17 protein-coding genes are annotated in these 21,851 nt (G+C 69.1%); 10 read left to right on the forward strand and 7 right to left on the reverse strand.

Features of this window, described 5'->3' with window-relative positions:
• Positions 1–15: 15 nt before the first annotated feature.
• The 3 genes from DBV35_RS00205 to DBV35_RS30930 all read right to left on the reverse strand — a co-directional run bounded on the left by DBV35_RS00205 (position 16) and on the right by DBV35_RS30930 (position 2,513).
• Positions 16–804, reverse strand: coding sequence for a COG4705 family protein (locus DBV35_RS00205; RefSeq protein ID WP_205648397.1), 789 nt, complete (start codon positions 802–804; stop codon positions 16–18).
• A 234-nt stretch (positions 805–1,038) separates the two neighbouring features.
• Complete coding sequence (locus tag DBV35_RS00210; RefSeq protein WP_205648398.1) at positions 1,039–1,854, reverse strand: COG4705 family protein; 816 nt, start codon at positions 1,852–1,854, stop codon at positions 1,039–1,041.
• A gap of 14 nt (positions 1,855–1,868) precedes the next feature.
• On the reverse strand, positions 1,869–2,513 hold the full coding sequence (locus DBV35_RS30930; protein ID WP_108658253.1) for a hypothetical protein: 645 nt from the start codon (positions 2,511–2,513) through the stop codon (positions 1,869–1,871).
• A 212-nt stretch (positions 2,514–2,725) separates the two neighbouring features.
• Between DBV35_RS30930 and DBV35_RS00220 the strand changes: the two genes are divergently transcribed.
• The 4 genes from DBV35_RS00220 to DBV35_RS00235 all read left to right on the forward strand — a co-directional run bounded on the left by DBV35_RS00220 (position 2,726) and on the right by DBV35_RS00235 (position 5,967).
• Positions 2,726–3,124: a PepSY domain-containing protein gene (locus DBV35_RS00220; protein ID WP_108658254.1), complete on the forward strand. Its 399-nt coding sequence runs from the start codon at positions 2,726–2,728 to the stop codon at positions 3,122–3,124.
• Between the two features lie 137 nt (positions 3,125–3,261).
• Positions 3,262–3,900: a DedA family protein gene (locus DBV35_RS00225; protein ID WP_108658255.1), complete on the forward strand. Its 639-nt coding sequence runs from the start codon at positions 3,262–3,264 to the stop codon at positions 3,898–3,900.
• A 46-nt stretch (positions 3,901–3,946) separates the two neighbouring features.
• The gene (locus DBV35_RS00230; RefSeq protein ID WP_108658256.1) at positions 3,947–4,618 is read left to right on the forward strand and encodes a winged helix-turn-helix domain-containing protein; all 672 of its coding nucleotides are present in this window, start codon (positions 3,947–3,949) and stop codon (positions 4,616–4,618) included.
• On the forward strand, positions 4,615–5,967 hold the full coding sequence (locus DBV35_RS00235) for a sensor histidine kinase (RefSeq protein ID WP_108658257.1): 1,353 nt from the start codon (positions 4,615–4,617) through the stop codon (positions 5,965–5,967). Before DBV35_RS00230 ends, DBV35_RS00235 begins: the two co-directional genes overlap by 4 nt.
• A gap of 56 nt (positions 5,968–6,023) precedes the next feature.
• Here DBV35_RS00235 and DBV35_RS00240 read toward each other — a convergent pair whose 3' ends face one another.
• Complete coding sequence (locus DBV35_RS00240; RefSeq protein ID WP_108658258.1) at positions 6,024–6,479, reverse strand: DUF6647 family protein; 456 nt, start codon at positions 6,477–6,479, stop codon at positions 6,024–6,026.
• A gap of 121 nt (positions 6,480–6,600) precedes the next feature.
• Here DBV35_RS00240 and DBV35_RS00245 point away from each other — a divergent pair, with 121 nt between their 5' ends.
• The 3 genes from DBV35_RS00245 (at position 6,601) to DBV35_RS00255 (ending at position 14,468) form a co-directional block, all read left to right on the forward strand.
• A complete protein-coding gene (locus DBV35_RS00245) occupies positions 6,601–8,235 on the forward strand; it encodes a helix-turn-helix domain-containing protein (RefSeq protein ID WP_157961504.1) in 1,635 nt (544 codons plus the stop codon).
• 341 nt (positions 8,236–8,576) lie between these two features.
• Entirely contained in the window at positions 8,577–9,494 is a 918-nt protein-coding gene (locus DBV35_RS00250) for a cyclase family protein (RefSeq protein ID WP_205648399.1), read from the forward strand.
• A 357-nt stretch (positions 9,495–9,851) separates the two neighbouring features.
• Entirely contained in the window at positions 9,852–14,468 is a 4,617-nt protein-coding gene (locus DBV35_RS00255; protein ID WP_170134850.1) for a malectin domain-containing carbohydrate-binding protein, read from the forward strand.
• Positions 14,469–14,558: 90 nt separating this feature from the next.
• Here the strand turns inward: DBV35_RS00255 and DBV35_RS00260 are convergent, their stop codons facing one another.
• On the reverse strand, positions 14,559–14,801 hold the full coding sequence (locus DBV35_RS00260; RefSeq protein ID WP_108658262.1) for a hypothetical protein: 243 nt from the start codon (positions 14,799–14,801) through the stop codon (positions 14,559–14,561).
• A gap of 234 nt (positions 14,802–15,035) precedes the next feature.
• On the opposite strand from DBV35_RS00260, the gene DBV35_RS00265 reads away from it, so the two are divergent.
• Complete coding sequence (locus DBV35_RS00265) at positions 15,036–17,303, forward strand: BTAD domain-containing putative transcriptional regulator (RefSeq protein WP_170134851.1); 2,268 nt, start codon at positions 15,036–15,038, stop codon at positions 17,301–17,303.
• A 41-nt stretch (positions 17,304–17,344) separates the two neighbouring features.
• On the opposite strand, the gene DBV35_RS00270 is transcribed toward DBV35_RS00265, so the two are convergent.
• Positions 17,345–18,808 carry a mannitol dehydrogenase family protein gene (locus tag DBV35_RS00270; RefSeq protein WP_108658264.1) on the reverse strand — a complete coding sequence of 488 codons (1,464 nt, stop codon included), beginning with the start codon at positions 18,806–18,808 and terminating at the stop codon, positions 17,345–17,347.
• Positions 18,805–20,013, reverse strand: a complete 1,209-nt coding sequence (uxuA, locus tag DBV35_RS00275) for a mannonate dehydratase (RefSeq protein ID WP_108658265.1) — start codon at positions 20,011–20,013, stop codon at positions 18,805–18,807. The genes DBV35_RS00270 and uxuA overlap by 4 nt, the downstream gene beginning before the upstream one ends.
• Before the next feature lie 101 nt (positions 20,014–20,114).
• Between uxuA and DBV35_RS00280 the strand changes: the two genes are divergently transcribed.
• The gene (locus tag DBV35_RS00280) at positions 20,115–20,861 is read left to right on the forward strand and encodes a GntR family transcriptional regulator (RefSeq protein ID WP_108658266.1); all 747 of its coding nucleotides are present in this window, start codon (positions 20,115–20,117) and stop codon (positions 20,859–20,861) included.
• Positions 20,858–21,835: a TRAP transporter substrate-binding protein gene (locus DBV35_RS00285; protein ID WP_108658267.1), complete on the forward strand. Its 978-nt coding sequence runs from the start codon at positions 20,858–20,860 to the stop codon at positions 21,833–21,835. The genes DBV35_RS00280 and DBV35_RS00285 overlap by 4 nt, the downstream gene beginning before the upstream one ends.
• Positions 21,836–21,851 lie beyond the last annotated feature (16 nt).

A 21,851-nucleotide genomic window follows, 5' to 3' on the forward strand; every position in this document is an offset into this window, starting at 1 on the left:
CGCCTCGCTGATCGGTCAGGCGGTGGCCTGCTCGCCCTCGCGCTCCCGCCGCGCCCAGCGCGTGGCGGCGAACAGGACAGCGAGGAGAAGCCCCAGCGTGATGAGCGAAGCGTATTCGCGTGGCAAGTTCATGCCGCCGCTCGCGAGGGGCTTCGTCAGGAGATCGCCGAACGTCGCGCCGAAGGGACGGGTGAAGATGAAGGCGACCCAGAAGAGCAGCGCCTCGTTCAGCCGTGTCCCGTAGTGAAGCGCGACGACCGCGCCGATCACGCCCGAGGTCACCGCGGCGCCGGCGATGTAGCTCAGCCCGACCGTGTCGGTGAGGTAGTCGCCGAACGCGGTGCCGAGGCTGTTGGAGAACACCACGGCGACCCAGAACAGGATCTCCACGTCGCGCCGCGCGATCGGGGAGACGCGGAGGTTGCCGCGGCGGGCGTACCAGACCGCCAGCGTCGCCGCGAGGCCGGTCACGAGGAGGACCGAGCCCCAGGTGTAGCCAAGGCCCAGCGAGCGGTCCATCAGGTCGGACACCTCCGTCCCGGCCGTGGTGGTCGCGATGATGGCGAGCCAGAAGAGGGCCGGGTGATAGGCCCGTGCGCGGATCTGCGCGGTGAGGATGATGGCGAGCGCCGCGAAGGTGACGGCGAAGCCGACATAATAGCCGAGATTGAGCGTCATCGAGATGTAGTCGCCGGCGGTCTCGCCGAGGGTCGTCGCGAGGATCTTCATGATCCAGAAGGCGATCGTGACCTCGGCGACCTTGTTGATCGTCTCGGCCGGCAGAGCGGGTGCGGTTGCGGTCATGGCTGATCCTGTCTCGGTGCCGCGCGACCGGCGGCGGCCGGATGCGGCGGGGAAGCGAGTGGGGGAGGTGCGGCGCGACGAGGGATCGGACGGCGCGAGGCCGTCCGATCGTGCGCACCGTGCCGGGCCCCGACATGAAGTGGCTGGTGCGCCTGCCGCTGAATTTGCTGGAACTATACAATTCTGTGATGTGCCGGCGGACGCTTCGCGAAGGCCCGCCGGCGTGCGGTGCGACTATGCGGCGGGGACCATCTCCTGGTCCTTGCCCGTCAGCCCCATCCAGGTGACGACGGCCACGATGATGCCGAGGAAGAGGAGGCTGGTGACGATCGTTCCGAAGCCGAGCCCGCCATACTCTGTCGGCTGCGACAGGAGATCCCCGAACGAGGCGCCGAGCGGCCGGGTGAAGATGTAGATCAGCCAGAAGGCGAGGATCCCGTCGAGGCCGAGGGCGTAGTAGCCGACGGCGAGCGAGGCGATGATCGACCCGAAGAGGATGCCCGTCGCGAGATAACCGAGGGCGAAATGCTCGGCGACGAGGTCGCCCGCCCCCGTCCCGAGGGCGAAGGTGAAGAGGATCGCGAGCCAGTAGAAGGCTTCGCGCCGCGTCGTGACGATCGTGTGGATCGACAGCGTGCCCTCCGAGCGGAACCAGACCCAGAAGGTCAGGGCCAGCGCCGCGACGAAGGCGACCGTGCAGGTGACGAGGCTGACGCCGAGATTGTCGACGAGGTTGTCGGTGATCAGCGTGCCGACGATCGAGATCATCACCACCGCGAGCCAGTAGATCCACGGCACGTAGCGCCGCTGGGCGAATTGCAGGGCCAGCGCGCCGATCAGGGCCAATGTCATGATCGCCGACGTCGCCGGCAGGCCGAGGCCCAGATTGACGGCGAGATAGTCGGCCGCCGTCTCTCCCATCGTCACGGCCATCAGCTTGATGAGCCAGAACTCCGCGGTGACCTGCGGCACGCGGTTCGGCGTGAAGTCCCGCGTTGCGCGGAGCGGGCGGGCGGGCCGGATGTCGGCCTTGTGGATGTTGGGCATCATGGTCGTCTCCGGGATCATTGGGCCGCGAGCGCGAGCGCTTCCGCCGCGAAGGCGTCGGCCCGCTTGTCGTCGTCGGCGTTGCAGCGTTCGGTGGCCTTGGCCTGGAGGTCGGCCGCCTTGGCGGTGTCGGCGGGGACGATCGCGCCGTCCGCGAGCGCGGCGCGCAGGTCCGCCAGCATCGCCTCGCACGGAAGGGCGTGGCCGTTGGCATCGGTGACCGCGACGCCGGCCACGATCTGGGCCTCGCCCGGATAGGCGAAGCGGCCGGCCGGGCTGGCGAGCGTCGTCGACAGGGCGGCGAGCGCGTCCGTCACCTTCGCGGGATCGGGCTTGCCGGCGCGCAAGGCGGAGAAGGCGTCATCGGCGGCGGCGTCGAGATTGCCCCAGGCGCTCGGGGATTTCGGCCGCATGGTCGCCTCGGCATCGTCCCACAGGGTCTCGAAATCGGTGATCCGCTTCTCGGCGGCGACGAGATCGCCCGTGTCGACCAGCGTCTGCGTGTCATGCACGATCGTCTCGTAGGGGGAGAGGTCGCCGAACGGATTGGCGGAGGCGGACTCCGATGGGGGCGGCGCGCCGGGGACGACCCATGTTTCGGCGGCCGCGAACACCGCGACCGGCAGCGCGATCAGCGCCGTCGCCAGGAGAAGCTGTTTCATAGGACACCTTGAGCTTGGAGTGCTGCCAAGTTCGGGGCCGACCCATACCGGGCGCTGCCGCGCGCTATACAAATGTGCAATCTTCGGGGCGGCGCCGCGCCGCCGGCGGATTGCAGATTTTCAATCTTCCCGTCAGGGGCGCGTCGGCTCCCCCATCCAGCTCTTGGTGGCACGAGGGCGGCAGTGGGCCGCCCCGCAACTGGGAGAACCGCATGACCCACAGGATCAAGCATCTCGGCGGTGCCGCCTTCACCATTCTCGCGCTGACGATCGCCACCCCCATGGTCGCGACGATGGCGCACGCCGGAGGGGCCGACGATCCGGCCGAAGCCAAGGCCTTCCTCGCGTCCGGCATGACCCTCGCCGACGCCGTGTCGGCGGCCGAGGCGAATTCGGGCGGCACCGCGATGGCCGCCGCCTGGGAGCCCTCCGAGGCCGGTGCGACGGTGTTCGAGGTCGAACTCGCCAAGGCGGACGGGTCGGTCGCGACGGTGCTCGTCGACGCTCAGACCGGCGCCGTCAGCAAGGCGGCGATGGGCGACGATGACGGTCCCGACGAGGATGAGGACCGTGACCGCGAAGACGGCGGCGAGGGGGACGATCCGGACTGAGCCGTCGCCCAAACGCAACGGAACAGCGGCGGCATCGCCGCTGTTCCTCCCCCACAGGCCCTTGGCGCGGGCCGCCTTTTGCCCGTCGGACCAAGGCCGGGCTATGGGACCCGCGCGGCCGCGAGAAAGCATGCTCCATGTTCGACTGGATTTCCGCCTTCATCCACCAGGTCGGCCCGTTTGGTATCGCGCTCCTGATGTTCCTCGAGAACGTCTTCCCGCCGATCCCGTCCGAGCTGATCATCCCGCTCGCGGGGTTCAACGCGGCCGAGGGCCACGCGAGCCTTCCGGTCGTGATTCTCTCGGGCTCGCTCGGCTCGCTCGCCGGCGCGCTCTTCTGGTACTGGATCGGCCGGCGCATCGGGCATGAGCGCCTCGGCCGCCTCGCGCAGCGCCACGGCCGCTGGCTGACGATGACACCCGATGAGGTCGGCGCGGCCAACGACTGGTTCCACCGCTATGGCGGGCTTGCGGTCCTCACCGGCCGTCTCGTCCCGACCGTGCGCACCTTCATCTCCGTTCCGGCGGGCGTCGCCCGGATGCCGCTCCCCGCCTTTCTCGCCTTCACCGCGGTGGGGACGGTCGCCTGGACAAGCCTCCTCGCCTTCGCCGGCTACTGGCTGCAAACCCGCTACACGCTGGTCGAAGGCTGGCTGAACCCTGCCTCGACGCTTGTGATCGCCGTGCTCGTCGCGTGGTATCTCTGGCGTGTCGCGACATTTCCCCGTCGCGTGCCGCTCGTGGCAGAAAGCGAGGCGAACGAGCGAGGGGAATGAGGGCGGCCCGACCCGGCCGCCCGCGGCGTCGAAGGTGTGAGCGGCCATGAAGATCCTGGTGATCGAAGACGACAGGACGACGGGGCCCTACGTGGCCGACGGGCTGCGCGAGGAGGGGCATGTCGTCGACCTCATCTCCGACGGCGCGCAAGGCCTCATCCAGGCCGCGGCCGGCGGCTATGATCTCCTGATCGTCGACCGGATGCTGCCGGGCCTCGACGGGGTGTCGCTCGTGCGGACCTTGCGCGGGACGAAGAACCCGGTGCCGATCCTGCTCCTCACCTCGCTCGACGGGGTGGAGGACCGGATCGAGGGCCTGAATGCCGGCGCGGACGATTATCTCGTGAAGCCGTTCGCCTTCGGCGAGCTCTCGGCCCGCGCGGCGGCGCTCAGCCGTCGCCCGCCCCCCGTCAGCGAGCCGACCATCCTGCGCGCGCACGACCTCGAGATGAACCTCCTGACGCGCAAGGTGACGCGCGGCGGCACGCTCATCGACCTTCTCCCGCGCGAGTTCGCGCTGCTCGAGCATCTCCTGCGCCGCAAAGGCCGGGTGCAGACGCGCACCATGCTCCTCGAGGCGGTGTGGGACATCCACTTCGATCCGCAGACGAACGTCGTCGAGACCCACATCAGCCGCCTGCGCGGGAAGGTGGACAAGCCGTTCGGCCGCGACCTGATCGAGACGGTGCGCGGGGCCGGCTACCGGATCGAGGGATGAGCGAGCCCCGCACCGCGCCGCGATCGACGCCGCTGCGGCTCGCGAGCACGCTGATCGTGATCTTCTTCCTGTTCAGCCTCGCCGGCTATGGCGCGTCCTACTTCATCACCCGCGAGCTACTGACGGGCGATGTCGACGCGCGCCTCCAGCAGATCGTCGACGAGCTCCGGTCGATCCCCGAAGAGGACGAGCGCGCCGAACGGGTCGCCGAGATCGCCGGCGCCGCCGATCCGGCGGAGATCCTGGTGCGCTATGCCGGGCCGGATGGGGCGGCCGCGATCGGCAACCTCACCGCGCCCGTCAGACTCTCGCCCGGCGCGATCGTGCGCCACGGCGACCTGCCGCTGCCCGAGGCGGCGCTCGCCGACACCTATGTCGGCTGGCAGGGGCCGGCGGGGCGCGGCACGCTGACGGTGCTCGTCAGCCGCGACAGCCTCGACGAATTGGGGGAGACCTTCGCCAAGGTCCTCCTCTTCAGCCTCGTGCCGGCGCTCATCCTCGCGACCCTCGTCGGCGCTCTGGTGGCGCGCTCGGCGCGCGACCGGGTCGAGACGATCCGCACGGCCCTCGCGCGCCTCACCTCCGGGGAGACCGGCGCCCGCGTCGCCCTGCCGCCGGGCGGGGAGGCGGACGATCTCGGCCAGATCGCGCTCGCCGTCAACCGGATGGCCGATGCGCAGGAGGCCTCGATCGAGGCGATGCGACAGGTCTCCGCGGACATCGCGCACGACCTGAAGACGCCGATCCAGCGCGTCGCCGTCCTCCTTGACCGGCTCGATGGCGAGCCGCTCGCCGATGCGGCGCGCGAGACGATCGAAGCGGCCCGCGCCGAAACCGCCCAGATCGTCGCGACCTTCCAGTCCCTCCTCCAGATCGCCCAGCTCGAAAGCGGACAGGCGCGCTCCGGCTTCAAGGACGTCGATCTCGTGGCGCTGGTCGCCGATCTCGTCGACGTCTATGAGCCGGCGGTCGAGGCGAGCGGCCACCGGCTGCGCCTGACCACCGCCGGTCCGGCGATGGTGAAGGGCGAGCGCACTCTGCTGGGGCGGCTCGTCGCGAACCTGATCGAGAACGCCTTGCGCCACACCCCCGGAGGCGCGATCACGCTCAGCGTCACGGGCGGCGAAAGGCCGACCCTCGTCGTCCGCGATCAGGGCCCCGGCATCCCCGAGGCCGAGCGCGGCAAAGTCCTGCGCCGCCTCTACCGCCTGGAGCGAAGCCGGACGAGCGAGGGGAGCGGCCTCGGGCTCGCCCTCGTGTCCGCGATCGCGGACCTCCACGGCGCCACACTGACGCTCGGCGACGCCGAGCCGGGGCTTCTGGTGACGATCGCATTTCCGCCTGTGTGAGCGTCGGCCGTCAGGGGCGGAGCCCGAGGCGCGGCTGCCTCACGCGGCGGCGCCACTCAAGGTGGAACGCACCGGGTGAGGAACAGCATCGCCATCGGGCCGATCTCGAACGCCTCGTGGATCTCCATCTCGAACATGGCGAGCCATCGCGCCTGCGCTTCGTAGGCCTGGCGCTCCCGCGCGGCCGGGCACGCATATTTGGACCCGGCGAGGCTCTGGAGGTGGTGGACGGTTTCGTGGACGAGGATGGACACGTCCGCCGGTGAGGTCTCGGACCAGGTGTCGGGCAGATAGATCGTGCCGGACTGCTCGTCATAGAAGGCGTAGACGCTGGGGGCGGGGGTGGTGTTGCGCATCGGGGCGGCGCCGCTCGCGGTGCGCTGGACGATGGCGCTGCGGATCGCGCCGATTTCGGCCGACGCGACGAACGCGATCTTCGGGTGCTGCTCGGCCGCCGGAAGGTCGGCGGTGATGGCGATCCAGCTGATGATGGTCGCGAGAAGGTCCTGCATGCTCGCATTTCCTCGTCATGCCTGACGGGGAAGGTGTGGCGGCGTGGCGCGGCGTGCGGTCCGATTTCGGCCGGATCATCCGGTTCCGGCAGTATTGTGCTATCGTGGGGAGGCTCAACCATTGGGGCTGAGTTCCCCTCGGGTTCGGGGGCCTATGATGGGTTCAGAACCTCCGCGGCACGTGGCGCGTGCCGATCCAATGGGACCAAGACCCGCCGTCGTGAGGAAGGCGGTCGAGATCCTGCGCGCCTCCGTGTGCGCACCGCTTCGCGCGGCAGACCTCGCGCGGCTCTGCGGCGTGCCCGAGCGGACGCTGAACGCCCAGTTTCAGCGCTTTGTCGGCCAATCGCCGATGCAGTATCTGCGGTGCCTTCGCCTGGAGGCCACGCGGGCCGCGTTGGTGGATGCTCGATCGACCGAGAGCGTGACGGTCATCGCGGCGCGCCACCACTTCAACCACCCCGGCCGCTTCGCCAAGGCCTATGCGGAGGCCTATGGCGAGCTGCCGTCGCAGGCCTTGCAGCGTGCCCGCGCCACGGAGCGGGCGCAGCCTTTCGAGGTCGGCCCGTGCATCGTCCGGATCGAACAATATCGGCTGGCGACGCTAACCATCGTCCCGCCCGCCGCCCCGCGGCACGATCCGGGCCTTCGGTGGATCGCCGACGGGGTGGCCGAGGCGGTCGCGGCGGACCTCAGCCGGATCCGGACGCTGAGCGTGCGGCTCGCGTCCGCCGGCACCGGTTCGCCTCAGCCGCGAGGGGATGTCTGTTCGCACCGGCTTTCCGGGTTCCTGACCCTCGGCGGCGATCGTGTGCGGCTCATCCTGCGGCTGACCGACATCGGAAGCGGGCGAAGTCTCTGGGGCGCGAACCTCGAGTGCGAGGCCGATGTCTTCGCCCTCCAGGCGCGCGCGGTCGAGGCGGCGCGGCGCCATGTGGTGGCCGCGATCCGCCGCGAGGACATCGACCGGGCCTCAATGGTGGCGCTCTGCGATCAGACCACGCGGGATCGTGCCCTGCGCGCGCTGGACCTGCTCCTGGGGTCGAGCGCGGACGGCGCGCGGCAGGCCGTCGACATGCTCGGCACGGCGATGGCGCGCGATCCGGACAGCGGCCTCGTCGCGGCGCTCGCGGCGTGGGCCCACGGCCAACTCGTCATGTACAATGGTGCGCCCGTGACCGAGGACGATCGCCTGGAGACGGCGGCGCTGCTTCGGCGCGCCGCGATCCTCGACGACGGCGATCCGCTGGCGCTGACCGCCCGGTCCGCCGCGCACATGGCGCTCGGCGAGCTCGACGCCTCCGAAGGGCTCGTCGTGCGTGCGCTCCGCACGGAGCCGACCCTCGGCTGGGCGTGGAGCCGGGCGGGATGGCTCTGCTGCTATCGCGGCCGCTACGATCGCGCGATCCGCAATTTCCGCCGCGCCCTCGCGCTGGAGGACCGGCGCGCGCGGGCGAACGTCTATGTCGGCATGGGAACGGCCGCGTTCGGCTTGGGCCGCTACGATCACGCGGCGCGGTCGCTGCGGCAGGCGATGCGGCTCAATCCCGATCTCGGTTGGCCCAATCGCAGTCTGTCGGTCTCCTATCTGCGGATGGGAGAGCGGCGGCTCGCCGTCGAGTCGGTCGACTCGCTCCGACGCTTCCGCCCCGATCTCACCGTGGACGAGGTCCTCGCCGCCGTCCCGTTCCAGCCGGATTTTCTCGGTCGCCTCGGGGACGGGTTGGACCGCCTCGGATTGCCTGACCGACGCTAGAGCATCTTATTGATCGCGAGCGCGTTTTTCCCGCTCAAGTGATTCCACTTGAGCGGACGTGCTCTAGGCGCGGGCGACAGCTCATTCAGCCTACGGAAATCCTTTCGACTCGCGCCGCGCACCTCTCAGGAATAGATTGTTTCTGCCTTAGATGACCGGGGAACATCTTCGCCTGGAAATAGCATATAAACTCATCAAGGAAGGAAACGGGCATGAAGCCATCTATCGCGATCGCCGGTGCTGCGCTGGGCGCGCTCATTTCTACACAGGCGGGTGCGCAAGACCTCAACAACGCACCCATGCAACAGCAGTGGAGTCCGACAGAGTGGGGCGCCGAAGACATGGCCGGCGCCGTCAATCGAACGACGCCCGACATCGTGCTGAAGGCCATCGGCCTCGTGAAGCAGGGGAAGGTCGCGACGCTCGGCAAGGTGTACCAGCAGGATGCCCCCGCATTCGGCAGCCGTGGTTGGAGAATGACCATTCCGGGCCTGCCGACCGGCGGCCCGTTCGGCTCGCACCAGCTGGTCTACAATGACGAATATCTCGCGACCGAGATCGGTCAGATCGGCACGCAGTTCGACGGGCCGGGCCATATCGGCGTCGTCACCCCGGAGGGAATGTATTTCTACAATGGCCGGATCCTGGAGAAGGACCCGCAGATCGGCCCCTACGGCCTCGGCCCGCTCGGGGTCGAGCACGTCGCCGAGAAGGGCTTCGTGTGCCGCGGCGTGCTGCTCGACGCGGTGGCGCTGAGGGGAGGCCAGCTCCCGATCCCGACCGGCGCCGCCGGCGATCCGGGGATCATCACCGGGGACGACATCGAGGCGATGGTGAAGGCGCAGGGCATCGCGCCGATCGGGGAGGGCGACTGCGTCTTCCTCTACACCGGGCACGGTGACATCTGGCATCCGAGCGACTGGGACAAGTTTGACGCGGTCGAGAAGGGCGAGCGGGTCGCGCAGTTCAATTCCGGCGAGCCCGGCTTCGGCATTTCAGGGTGCGAATATCTGGCCGAGCGGAAGATCATCTTGACCGGCGCCGACACCTGGGCCGTCGAGGCGGTGCCCGGCGAGAACGCCGACAAGCCGTTCGAATGCCACATGCAGCTCCAGACACGGCGCGGGATCTGGAACATCGAGAACCTGGACCTCAGCCAGCTCGTGGCCGATGGCGCGCATGAGTTCCTGTTCGTCTGGGCCCCGCTCAAGATGAAGGGGGCGACGGGGTCGCCCGGCAACCCGGTCGCGCTCTACTGACTTGCGGCCAACCGAGCGCCCGCGACGGCGCTCGGTCTCTGCGCAAAGCGTGCGCGCTCAGGGCCGAAATCGCGCGTTTTTCAGCCCGTCCTCATGTCGCCATGGAGATTTAGAAGAGTTATAATCTTTCTCATCAACGCACCAGTATTGCGGCGCTCATAAAATAAAAAGGGGAAAAAGGTGGCGCAATTCGTAATCGACGACACGTTCGGGAAGACTCAGGACGGGCCGGGTCAGCTCTACGGATACAGGCTTCCTGTTCTCGGGTCCGGATATACGGGTTACAGCTTTCCGCCAGCGTTTTCCGGTGCGGCGTTTCAGGTGCAGGCGCCTGTCTCCGGCCCGGCGGAAGACAGTTTGGTCGGGAATTCGTCCGGCGGCTGGGCCGATGCTTTCTTCGGTGCCGCGGGTGACGACACGCTCGTCGGCCTCACCGGCGGCGACTATCTCGTCGGCGGCAGCGGCGACGATTCCGTGGAAGGCGGCGACGACAACGACAGCATCTGGGGTGATTATTCCGACACCCACGTGATCGTCGAAGTCGATTCATTCAACTACTGGCGAAACCCGTCGGAGGCGGATCCCAGCGTCGTCGGCAACGACATGCTGGACGGCGGCGACGGCGCCGACACGCTCTATGGAGGCCCCGGCAGCGATCAGCTCTATGGCGGGCCCCGCGGCGCCGGGAACACGGATGTCCTCACCGGCGGCGACGACGCGGATGCGTTCTATCTCACCTACACGTCGCAATCCTCAGGCGGCGGGACCAGCTTCTGGGCCGGATTTGCCGAGGAATATGTCGCCGGCATCGGGGGTGACGGGGTCAGCGCCGGGGTGAGCGCGCTCGGCGGCGCGGTCGCGAAGGACTTCTTCGAGACCGTCGCCGGATCCGTTCTCCTCGGCGGCATGAGCACGGCCCTCGGCGACCTCGCGGGCGCGGGCATCAGCCTCCTCTTCGGCATGAACAAATCGCCGACGCCGCAGCCGACCGGTGAGGACGTGATCGTCATCACCGACTTCGACCCCCGCGAGGACGTCCTCTTCCTGCCGCTCGACACGGGCGGCGGCTCGGGCAGCGATGCGATGACGCTGGAGGCGATCCCGGCGAATTTCGGCTCCGCGGCGACGAACAACCCCTACACGCCGACAGGCAACAACCCGAACTCGGCGACCGGTGAATCCGGCTGGGGCATCCAGTTCACGAAGGGAACGTCGAACACGATTTTCGCCGAAGTCTTCCTCGACCCGGACTTCCTCGCCGATTTCGGCATCAAACCCGGAACCTCCAGCGAGGTTTCGTACGACTTCATCCATGACATCTTCAACCTCGCCGTCGTCATCGACGAGAACGGGGTCCAGCAGTCCGAGAATGTCTATCCGTTCCCGACGGACCCCGCGGCCTATACGGACGGCGTCGTCCCATCGGTGGCCGACACGCCGGTCGACTTCAAGGCGCCCAGCGACACGCTCACGCGCGTCTATGGTGCGTTCGGCCCGCAGATCTTCGTCGCGCCGACGACGACTCTGACCACCGTCTTCGTCGCCGGCACCAACATGGGCGACATCGCCTTCATCACCGTCGACGGTTTTGCACCGGACGACTGGGACAATGCCGCCGTGGTGGCCCAGGTCAGCAATGCGTCCTTCATCCAGGGCTATGGCGGGGACGACATCCTCAACGGCTCCATGGGCGAGGACAGCATTTTCGGCGGCGATGGCGACGATTTCATCTACGGTTGGAACGCCGCCAGCGCGCCGAACCGCGACCAGCTCTATGGCAATGGCGGCGACGACACGCTGTTCGCCGCAAAGCCGCTCGGCGGACGCGCCGCGGCGGATTTCGACGGCGACGACACCGTGTCGGGCAATGTCGGCAACGACACGGTGTCGTTCACCTTTTCGCGCGTTGCCGTCACGGCGAGCCTTGCGACCGGCACCGGCACCAACGCCGGCGACGACGCCTCCGCCGGGCCCGCCTACACCTTCGTCAATGTCGAGAATCTGACGGGCACCGATTACGACGACTCCCTCACCGGCGATGAGAACGACAACATCTTGCAGGGCAATGCCGATACCGACACGCTCGACGGTGGCGGTGGCAATGATACGGCCGCCTATACCGACAATGTCGGGAAGGTCGCGGCCAGCCTGCCGGACGGGACGGCCAGCGAATATGGCGCGGACGGGTCGAGCGACGCCGGCACCATCCAGTCGACGGACCTCCTGAGCGGGATCGAGAATCTCACCGGCTCGGCCTTCGACGACACCCTCACCGGTGACGATGACGACAACATCCTTCAAGGCAATGCCGGCAGCGACTGGCTGGCGGGCGGAGGCGGCAACGACACCGCCTCCTACGCGGACAATAGCGGGAAGGTGACGGTCGACCTGAAGGCCGGGACGGCTTCGGAGTTCGGGCCGAACGGCGGATCGAGCGCCGGGACGATCGTCTCGACCGACAGCCTTTCCGGCATCGAGAACGTCGTCGGCTCGGCCTATGCCGACGTGATCGCCGGGACCGACGACGGCGCGGAGGCGCTGTCCGGCGCGGCGGGCAATGACAGCCTCTCGGGCGGCGGCACAAACGATACACTCGACGGCGGCTCGGGCGACGACACGCTCGATGGCGGCGACGGCGACGATGCCGCCACCTATGCCGAAGACCTCGGCAAGGTGGCCGTGGACCTCGCCGCGGGCACCGCCCAGCAATATGGCGAGGACGGGACGGACGCTGCCGACACCGTGGCCTTCAAGGACGCGCTTTTCGGCATCGAGATCGTGGTCGGCTCCGACTATGACGACACCCTCCTCGCGTCGGACGATGGCGAGGATTTCAACGGCGGCGCGGGTGACGACACCGTCTATGGCGGCGCGGGCAACGACATCCTGGACGGCGGCGACGACGACGATGTCGTGAGAGGCGATGACGGCGATGACAGCCTCATCGGCGACGACGGCAATGACCTGCTGAACGCCGGCGACGGCGCGGACACGGTCGATGGCGGCGACGACAACGACACCGTCTACGGCGGTCTCGGCGCCGACACGATCACGGGCGGCGATGGCGACGATTCCCTCGTCGGGGGGACGGACGGGGTCCTCTACAGGGTGAACGCGGGCGGCGACGCGGTCCTCGCGCCCGACGGCAGCCTCGATTGGAGCGAGGACACGGCGGCCGACAAGAGCCCCTACCTCGTCACCTCCGGCAACATCTTCGATACAGCGGCCCCGATCGACTACGTTCCGGCGGCTGTCAACGATCAGCCGATCGACCTCTTTGACCAGGAGCGATGGTATTCCAGCCACATGACCTGGGAGTTTCCGGTCGAGACAGACGGAAACTACGAGGTTCGCCTCTATCTCGTGGAAGGCGTCGAAGAGCCCAACCCGAACACGCCACCCCCCACGCGCATCTTCAACGTGGAGATCGAAGGCACCGCCACCGGCGATTTCGTCGACATCAATCCGTTCGTCCAGGGTGGCCAGAACAATGGCGGTCTCGGCCGCCAGCCCTACGTCTTGGCGAACACGGGCAAGGTCACCGACGGAACGCTGACGCTGACCTTCGTCCCGCAGGTCCAATATCCGAAGATCAACGCGATCGAGATCGTGTCGTTGACCCCGTCCGACGCGTCGGGCAACGCGATCGGCGGTGGTGACGGCAACGACACCATCCTCGGGGACAAGGGCAACGACACGCTGTCGGGCGACGCCGGCAACGACACGATCACCGGGGGCGCGGGCGACGACATCTTCGTCCTCGCGGAGGGCGACGAGACCGACACGATCACCGACTTCGAGATCGGCATCGACCTGATCGGCCTCGCCGGGGACCTGACGTTCGATGACCTCGTCCTGTCCGGCTCGTCGATCCGCTACGGCAGCGTGACGCTCGCCACGCTGGAAAATGTCGACACGGCGAACCTCACCCAGAACGATTTCGTGCCGCTCGACCCGGATGTCGCGCCGGACCCGATCACCGATGGCGGGGGCGGAACGGCGGGTGACGATTCGATCTTCGGCTCCGATGCGGCCGACACGCTGGCGGGCCTTTCCGGCAACGACACGCTGAACGGCAATGGCGGCGATGACGAGATCGATGGCGGCTTCGGCGACGACGTCATTCGCGGGGATGATGGCGACGACTGGATTGTCGGCGGCTCCGGCGACGACACGGCGACCGGCGGTGACGGGCGCGACGAACTCCGCGGCGGGTCAGGCCACGATGTCCTCGCAGGCGCGGGCGGCAACGATACGATCAACGCGGGTGCGGGGCATGACGGCGTCAATGGCGGGTCGGGCCACGATGCCATCGACGGCGGCGGGGGCAACGACACGCTGAACGGCAACACCGGCAGGGACACGCTGGACGGCGGCGCGAACGGCGACGACAGCCTCGCCGGCGGCGACAGCGCCGACCTGATCAGCGGCCGCACCGGTCAGGACGTGCTGGACGGCGGGAGGGGCCAAGACACGCTCCAAGGCGGTCGCGGCGACGACAGCATCGCGGGTGGCAGCGGCGACGACCTTGTCCGGGGTGGACAAGGCGCCGACGACCTCTCCGGCGATGAAGGCGACGACCTGATGACTGGGCTCGCCGGTGGCGATGGCATCCACGGCGGGCGCGGGGACGACACCCTCGCCGGCGGCGACGGCGACGACGTGCTGGAGGGCGAGGCCGGGGACGATCTGCTCCGCGGCGAGGCGGGGGACGATTTCCTGCGCGGCGGTTCCGGAGCGGACCGGATGTCCGGCGGAACCGGCGAGGACATCTTCGCGATCGCCGTCGGTCCGGGCGGCGACATCATCGTGGACTTCGAACTCGGCGCGGACCGGATCGGGCTCGAGGGCGGGTTGCGGTTCGGCGACCTGTCGTTCGATGGGGCGCACATCAGCGTCGATGGCGAAATCATCGCGACGCTGAGGGGCGTCGACACCAGTTCGCTGAGCTATCTCGATTTCGTGCTCGTGTAGGGGCGGGGAGCAGCGGGCTCGCGGATCGGACGAGGATGCCGGACGTGCCCGGAGAGGGGCACGCCGGCTCTCACCCGCCCGCGCGGTTCGTCACTGCGCGGGGCGCACCAGGACCGTGTACCGGCCGATATGGGAGCGCGGCACGCAGTCCTCGTATTTCTCCGCGTCCTCGTCGGGGCAGACATGGGCGGGGACGAGGTAGTTGTCGGTCTTGATCAACAGCTCGACCTCGGACGTCGGCTGCTCGCCGCCAACAGCGGGGTCCGCATACGAGGATGTGGCGATGGCGAGGATGGCAAAGCCGGTGGCGGCCGCCAGGATGATGGCCTTCATTGCGGTCTCCTTGGTCAGTCTTCGGATTCCGCCTCATGCAGATCCGGATCTTCGTGATTGGGAGAGCCGGCCATGGAGCCGTGACTGTGCTGTCATCGCGGGCGTTACACTTGCGTGAAAGCCGCCGGAAACCGTAAAATCGCGGGCGCTGGCCGCAGAAAGATTGGCGGGTGAAGGAGCCGCAGCGACCCGATGGGCGCTCCGCCGCCGAATCGCCCGCGCTGGGGGGCCACCATGGGGAAGGATCAGGACACCTCCGTCGATCCCGCGCCGTTCCAATTCCGGCTGGTCGGTCGCGCCCGCGTGCGTGTGGCCGGCGAAGAGCGCCCGATCTCGGCGACGAAGCATCTCCTGCTGCTGGCGCGTCTCGCGCGCACGTCCGACCGTGCCGCCACGCGCGAGCAGCTTTCCGCCTTCCTCTGGCCCGGCTCTCCCCCCGAGAACGCGCGCGCGAGCCTGCGCCAGGCGCTGACCCGGCTGCGCGCGACGCTCGACGGGCCGGTGGATCCGTTCGAGGCCGACCCCGTGCGCGTCGCCTTGCGGCACGGGGCCTGGGAGACCGACCTCGACGAGACGGGCGATGCGGGCGCAAACCTCGCGTGCGGCGGGACCTTTCTCGACGGGATCCAGGTTCGCGAGCCGGAGATCGAGGAGTGGCTGGAGGCCGAGCGGCGCACCGTCGCCGCGACGGTCGCGACGCGGCTCCGAAGCGCCGTCCATGCGTGCGTCGCGGCGGAGGGGCCCGAGAGCGCGATCCCGCTCGCGCTGCGCCTCGTCGCGCTCGACCGCCTCGACGAGGAAGACCATCGCCTGCTGATGCGCCTCTACCACCAGAGCGGGCGACGATCGCAGGCGCTCGGCCAGTTCGAGCGGCTGAAGGCGGTTCTCGACAAGGAGATCGGCGCGGTGCCCGATCGCGAGAGCCGCCAGCTCGCCGAGGAGATCCGCCGGGGGGCGCCGCCAGCGCCCGCCGCTCCCGTGCCCGGCCCCGCGGCGCACAATGGCGGGTCCGGCGCTGCGCAATTGCACGCATATCCTGCCGCGAACGGGGCGAATGGCGAGGCCATCATGCATCCGGGCGCGGCGGCGACGATGCCGGCGGGGCGCCCGCGGTCGCCGCCGACCTTGCTGTCGGGCCTCGGCGGGTCGACGCGCGCGGGGGCGGTGACCCGCGGCCGTGCGGGGCGGCGCCGGCGGATCGCGGCGACGCTCGCGCTCGCCGCGGCGGCGGGGGTGGGCCTCTGGTGGGCGAAGCCGTGGCGCGCGGCGACGCCGACGGCGTCCGAGGCGCGGATGACCTATCCGCTGCCGCAGGTGCCCTCGATCGCGGTGCTGCCCTTCGCCAACATGACCTCGGAGGGCGTGCCGGACGTGGTGATCGACGGCCTGGTGGAGGAGATCATCGCCTCGCTCGCCAAGATCCCGCAGATCTTCGTGATCAGCGGCAACTCCACCTTCACCTACAAGGGGCGGGAGGTGGCGGCGGCGACGGTCGCGGAGGATCTCGGCGTGCGCTACGTGATGGGCGGCAGCGTGCGCGGCTCGGAAGAGCGGGTCCGCATCACCGCGAGCCTCGCCGACGCGCTCGACGGCCGCCAGGTCTGGGCCGACACCTATGATCGTGCGGTGGGCGACGTGCTGGCGCTCCAGAGCGAGATCGCGAACCGGATCGTCTCGGAGCTCAACGTGACGCTCGTCTCCGGCGAGCTCGCGCGGCTGCAGGAAAGCACGACGAGCGACCCGGACGCCTACGCGCTGTTCCTGAAGGCGCAGGCCGCGCCGCGGAGCACGCGCGAGGACGTGCTGCGCCGGATCCGCCTCTATGAGGAGAGCCTCGCCCGCGATCCGGGCTTCGCCGCGGCGCTGGCGGCCTGGGCGGTCGACCTCGCGCGGATGGGGCGGACGGGCATGGCGGATCGCGATGACGTCTACCCGCGGGCCGAGGAGATCGCAGAGGCCGCGATCGACGCCGATCCCGGCTATTCGGGCGGCTATCTGGCGCTCAGCACCCTCCGCCGCTTCCAAGGCGATTTCGAGCGGTCGCTGGCGCTGGTGGAGGAGGCGCTGGCGATCGCGCCGAACGACGCCGACGCGGTCATGTACAAGGGGCGGATGCTGCGGCTGCTGCCCGGCCGGGCGGAGGAGGCGATCGCCACCATCGAGCAGGCGATGCGGCTGAACCCGTTCTATCCGCCGGACTATCTTTCGCAGCTGAGCTGGGCCTATTTCGCGGCCGAGCGGTACCCGGAAGCACACCAGACTGCGCTCGACTATGCCAAGCTGCGGCCCAATCACGACCACGCCCACTGGCGGCTCGCGATGACATATTCGATCCTCGGCGAGCCCGAGAAGGCGGCCGAGGAGGTGGCCGCGACCCTGCGGCTGAACCCCAGCCGGACGATCGCGGCGACGCTGGCAGCCTCACCCTACGCGACCTCGAACGCGGCGCTGATGGAGACAGAGATCGCGGCGATGCGCGCCGCCGGCTTCCCGGAGGAGTAGGGGGCCGCCCGGATCCCGGCGTGCGCAGGCGACGCGGTCGGCTAGACCCCTTCGGCCTCCCGATCGATCGCGCCCCGCATCCCGTCCGCCAGCATCCGCGACAGCCTTTGCGTGACCGCCTCGCGCCACGCTTCGCTCGCGGCAAGCTCCGGGGGAACGAGCCCCGTGATCGCCTGCGCGTGGCGCAGGATCTCACCGGCGTCGGTGCTCGCGATGGTGAGCGACGCCTCGAGCGGGTCGCGCAGCGCGTAGGGTTTCCCGTCTTCACCCCGGCCGAGCGTGTAGCGGAGCCAGGCCGCGGCCGCGAAGGCGAACGGGGCGAGAGGATGGCCGCGGCGCATCGCCTCCAGCGCCGGGGCGAAGATGCGCTGCGGCATCTTCTGCGAGCCGTCCATCGCGATCTGGTAGGTCTGGTGGGCAAGGTGGGGGTTCGCGAACCGCGCCAGGAGATCGTCGGCATAGCGGGAGAGGTCGACGCCCGGCACCGGCGCGAGGGTCGCCGCCGCGGCGGCAAGGTGTCGGCGGATGAGGGCGGTCAGCGCCCGGTCCTGCATCACATCGCGCACGAACGCGTGGCCGGCCAGAAATCCGGCATAGGCGAGCATGGAGTGCGCGCCGTTCAGCATCCGCAGCTTCATGTCCTCGTAGGGCCGGACGTCCGACACGAAGACCGCGCCGCTCGCCTCCCATGCCGGGCGTCCCGTCGGGAAATGATCCTCGATGACCCATTGGGTGAAGGCTTCCGTCTCTACGGCGGCCTCGTCCCTCCGGCCGGTGAGCGTCTCGGCGAGCGCCAGCGTCTCGGGTCCGCGGGCCGGGGTGATGCGGTCGACCATGGTGGACGGGAACGCGACCTCGCCGCGGATGAAATCCTCGAGGTCGGGCGCGGTCCGGGCCGCGAAATCCGCGAGGAGGCCGCGCACGACCCGGCCATTGTCCGGGAGGTTGTCGCAGGGAAGCACCGTGAACGGCTCGATCCCCGCCGCGCGCCGCCGGCCGAGCGCCCACACGAGAAGCCCGGCGACGCCTTCGGGTGCGTCCGGCGCGGCAAGGTCGGCCTCGATCGCCGGGTGGGAAAGGTCGACGCCGCCTGTGGCCCGGTCGACGCCATAGCCCTTCTCGGTGACGGTGATGCTCACGATCCGGGTCTGCGGGGCGAGCAGCGCGTCGAGCACCGCCGGCCGGTCGTTGCGCAAGGAGAGGGCGGCGGCGATCGCGCCGACGACCCGCGCCCGCGTTCCGTCGACACCGCGCTCGATGAGGGTGTAGAGGCCGTGCTGCGGCGTCAGCTCCTGCGAGGGCGTGGTGCTGCGCAGGCTGACCCCGGCGATCCGCCAGTCACCGCCCGCGGCGGCCAGCGCGTCGTCCGTCGCCACCGCCTGGTGCGCCTTGTGGAACGCGCCGAGGCCGAGATGGACGATGCCGACCCCGTGGTCCTCACGCACATAGGCCGGGCGGGCGACGGCGTCGGGCAGGCCCTCGGTCGAGGCGAGGCGAGGGATCATGCCGGGATCCGCGGCTCGAGCGCACGCATCACCCCCCGCAGCTCGGCAAGGCCCTTGAGGCGTCCGATCGCCGGGTAGCCCGGCTGCGCGTGACGGCCGAGATCGTCGAGAATGTCCTGCCCGTGGTCGGGACGGAACGGGATCGACCAGTCGGCGCGACCGGTGCGCCTGCGTCGCGCCTCCTCCGTCAGGATGGCCTCCATGAGGGCGACCATGTCGGTGTCGCCGCCGAGATGCTCCGCCTCGTAGAAGGAGCCGCGCAGGGCCGGAGTCTCGCGCTTGACGTTGCGCAGGTGGAGGAAGTGCACGCGGTCGCCGAGGCGCGCCATCATGCCCGGAAGATCGTTGTCGGGCCGCGCGCCGAGCGAGCCGGAGCACAGCGTGATCCCGTTCGCCGGGCTCGGCACCGCGTCCATCACCGTCTTGTAGTGCGCTTCCGTCGACATGATGCGCGGAAGGCCGAGGAGGGGGAAGGGCGGATCGTCCGGATGGCAGCAGAGGCGCAGCCCCAGCTCCTCGGCCGTCGGGACCACCTCGGAGAGGAAGTCGATAAGGTGCGCGCGCAGCGTGGCCTCCGACATCGTGGCGTATTCGGAGAGGTGGCCGCGCACGTCCTCCAGCGACATCCGCTCGGCCGCGCCCGGAAGGCCGAAGACGACATTGCCCGTCAGCGCCTCGCGCGCGGCCTCGCTCATCGCGGCGAAGCGTTCGGCGGCGGCCGCTTTCAGCGCGTCGTCATAGTCGTCCGCCGCGCCGGGCCGCTTCAGGATGTGGAGGTCGAAGGCGGCGAAGTCGGTGAGGTCGAAGCGCATGCAGGTGGCGCCCGTCGGCAGGCGCCAGGCAAGGGCCGTGCGCGTCCAGTCGAGGACGGGCATGAAATTGTAGCAGATGGTCTCTATCCCGGCCGCCGCGAGGTGGCGCAGCGATTGCCGGTAGGCCGCGATGTGCGCGCGCCAGTCGCCCTGCTGCTTCTTGATGTCCTCCGAGACGGGGAGGCTCTCCACCACGTCCCAGCCGAGGCCGGAGGGGGCGCCGTCGGTCATCGTGGCGATCTCGCGCTGCCGCTTGGCGATCTCTTCCGGCGTCCACACGGTCCCCGTCGGCACGTGGTGCAGAGCCGAGACGACGCCCTCCACCCCGGCCTGCAATACGTCGTTGATCGACACGCGATCCTGCGGCCCGAACCAGCGCCATGTCTGCTTCATCGTGAGGTCCCCCTTCGGCTCGGACCGTCATACCAGTTCAACCGCGTTGCCGACTAGTATGGAAGTATGGTAACCCCGCCTCATCTCGAGGAGAGGCGATCTTGGCCGACCTGCAACCCCACTGGGCCCTGGACCCCGGCCAGCCGATCTCGCCGCAGCTCCATCGGATCCTGCGCGAGAGGGTCATCCTTGGGGATCTGCGTCCGGGGCATAAGATCTCCGAGACCGAGATCGCCGTGCGCTACAATGTCAGCCGCCAGCCAGTGCGCGAGGCGTTCATCAAGCTCGCCGAGGAAGGCCTCATGGCGATCCGCCCGCAGCGCGGGTCGATCGTCACCAAGATCGCCTTCACCGCCGTTCACGATGCCCGCTTCCTGCGCGAAGCCGTCGAGGCTGACGTCGTGCGGCTGGTCGCGATGCTCGCCGATCCCGCACTCGTGCGCGAGCTCCGCCGGCAGCTCGAACTCCAGCGCGACGTGGCGTCGACGGAGCCGTCGCGCTTCATCCATCTCGACGAGATCTTCCACCGCACCCTTGCCGAGGGGGCCGGAAAGGGCGGCGCCTGGCGCGTCGTCCAGGGCCTCAAGGCGCAGATGGACCGCGTGCGCTACCTCGCGCTCGGCCAGTTCCCGCTGAATCGGCTCATCGCCCAGCACACCGCCGTCGTCGACCATATCGAGGCCGGCGACATTCCCGGCGCGGAGGGCGCGATCCGCGTCCACCTGCGCGAAATTCTCCGCGACCTGCCGCAGATCCTGCGCAGCCACCCGGAGCTGTTCGACCAAGTGCCGGAGGGGGATCTCCCCGAACCGGCCAACGCACCGTTTTATGGAGGAGGAAATCCATGAACTTCAGCACACGACTGAAAGGCATCGCCACGGCCATCGTGGCGGCGAGCATCCTGGTCGCGCCCGCCATGGCGCAGGAGAAGACGCTCAAGCTCGGCCACCTCGCCAATGAGGAGAATCCCTGGCACAAGGCCTCGCTCAAGTTCGCCGAAGAGCTCTCCGGCCTGACCGACGGCCGCATCACCGTCGAAGTCTTCCCCAACGAATCGCTGGGCAAGGAGATCGACCTCATCAACGGCATGCAGCTCGGCACCGTCGACATGACGATCACCGGTGAAAGCCTGCAGAACTGGGCGCCGATGGCCGCTCTCCTCGCCGTCCCCTATGCGTACAAGTCCATCGAGCACATGGACGAGGTGGCGAGCGGCGAGATCGGCGACAAGATCGAGGCGCAGATCGTCGAGAAGGCGCAGATCCGCCCGATCGCCTATTTCGCCCGCGGTCCGCGCGAGCTGACCTCCAACCGCCCGATCAAGACGCCGGCCGACCTCAACGGTCTGAAGATGCGCGTGCCGAACGTGCCGCTCTTCGTGGACGTGTGGTCCGCCCTCGGCGCACAGCCCGGCCCGATGGCCTTCTCCGAGGTCTTCACCTCGCTGCAGAACGGCACGATCGAGGCCCAGGAGAACCCGCTCGCCCTCATCCGTTCGGCGAGCTTCAACGAAGTCCAGAAGTACGTGAACATGACTGATCACGTCCGCTCCTGGATCTACCTCACCATCTCCGAGCTCACGTGGAGCCAGCTCTCCGACGAGGACAAGGCGGCGGTGATGGAAGCGGCCAAGCGGGCGCAGGACTATGAGCGCGGGCTCTTCGAGGAGTCGCTCGCGGCCGACCGCAAATATCTCGAAGAGAACGGGATGACCTTCGTCGAGGTCGACGGTCCCGCCTTCCAGGCCGCGGCCAAGGACGCCGTTCTCGCCAACGTCAATGACGAGATCAAGCCGACCGTCGAGGCGCTGTTCGCCCAGTAAGGCCCGGCTGTTTCGC

This window comes from Acuticoccus kandeliae (assembly GCF_003073115.1).